Below are 1,459 nucleotides of genomic sequence, written 5' to 3'. Positions count from 1 at the left end.
GGATCAATCTCAAAAGTTGGGTCTAAAGTGAAAAATAAGTTTCTTTGCGGATAAATATTTCCCGGTGAATAAAGAGACTGATCTATCCCTGCTAAGCTTATTCCTTCCTGAAGGATTACTAGCGTATTTTAATCTTGTTGGATTTGATAGAAAGCCCATCAAAGATCCCTTGTATGTTAATCGGCTAACCATTTATTTAGAAGAGAAAAAGGCAATTCCGGAAGCCTATAAAGATCACCAACACAAAGCTAGCGGTTTTATGGAACCTCGTATAATTGATGATTATCCTATCAGAGATAATCTGGTAAGCCTAAGCCTGAAGCGAAGACGCTGGGATGTTTTAGTAGATGAGAAGTGGATTAAAGTAAACCGGAGTTGGGGAGATTTTATTGCACAGGGTACTCGTCTTTCAAAAGAGTTCGCTGATTTTTTAAAAGAAGGCAACCGATAATACAGCCCTTAGCATTAATCAAGTAGGAGGATTCTTCGGGGTTTCAGGTAAGAAGCTTCAACGTCAGTACAAAAATCACCTAAGCCAGTACCATCACTGGGAGCAAAGATCTCATGCTAAGAAGTGGCTCCTATATCCTCAGAACATGGGGCCTTTTCTTTCTATTGACGAGACTGCCTTATCTCAGGGAGAGCTCTATACCATCATCACCAATAAAGAAGCTAAGGGAAAGAAAGGAGCTTTGGTAGGCATCTTCAAAGGAACCCGTGCAGAGCCAATCATTGACAGACTCCTTAAACTCCCATCATCTATCCGGAATAAAGTTCAGGAGATAACCCTGGATATGGCGCACTCAATGAAGCATATCGCAAAGGTCTGTTTTCCTAAAGCTATCCAGGTAACGGATCGATTCCACGTCCAGAAACTCGCTATAGAAGCATTGCAGGAACTGCGGATAAAATACCGATGGGAAGCCATTGACCAGGAGAATGAACTGATTAAGCAAGCAAAGGGAACAAGTAAAGGATTCCTCCCAAAACTACTCCCCAACGGAGATAGCAAAAAGCAACTCTTGGCCAGAAGCAGGTATTTACTCTACAAATCAAGAGACAAGTGGACCAATAGTCAAAAAGAAAGAGCTGCTATCTTATTTATCGAATATCCTGAAATAGAAAAAGCATACAAGCTAGTGAACAACCTCAGAAATATCTTCAATCAAACCAAAGACAAAGTTGTAGCCTTTACAAAACTAGCGCATTGGTACAAAGAAGTAGAAGAGTCTGGCTTTAAAAGCTTCAACACGGTCGCAAACAGTATCTATCTAAATTACCACTCCATCCTAAACTACTTTACAAACCGTAGCACCAATGCCTCAGCAGAATCTTTTAATGCCAAAATAAAAGCCTTTAGAGCTCAACTAAGAGGAGTAAGAAAAACAGAGTTCTTCTTGTATCGGCTTGAGAAATTATTTGCTTAAAAACTCAAAAACCCAGAAATTGTTCTTGATCC

Annotated in this window: 2 protein-coding genes; both read left to right on the top strand. The window is 40.0% G+C overall.

The window, feature by feature from the left end; genetic code table 11:
- Positions 1–64 precede the first annotated feature (64 nt).
- A complete protein-coding gene (locus OU683_RS16550) occupies positions 65–451 on the top strand; it encodes an ISAon1 family transposase N-terminal region protein (protein WP_268140343.1) in 387 nt (128 codons plus the stop codon).
- Between the two features lie 13 nt (positions 452–464).
- Positions 465–1,427, top strand: a complete 963-nt coding sequence (locus OU683_RS16545) for an ISAon1 family transposase (protein ID WP_442800861.1) — start codon at positions 465–467, stop codon at positions 1,425–1,427.
- Positions 1,428–1,459 lie beyond the last annotated feature (32 nt).

The sequence above is a fragment of the Salinimicrobium sp. TH3 genome, assembly GCF_026676115.1.
GTDB lineage: Bacteria > Bacteroidota > Bacteroidia > Flavobacteriales > Flavobacteriaceae > Salinimicrobium.
Note: the sequence above shows the minus strand (reverse complement) of the source record. Positions and strands in the feature narration are given on the sequence as shown.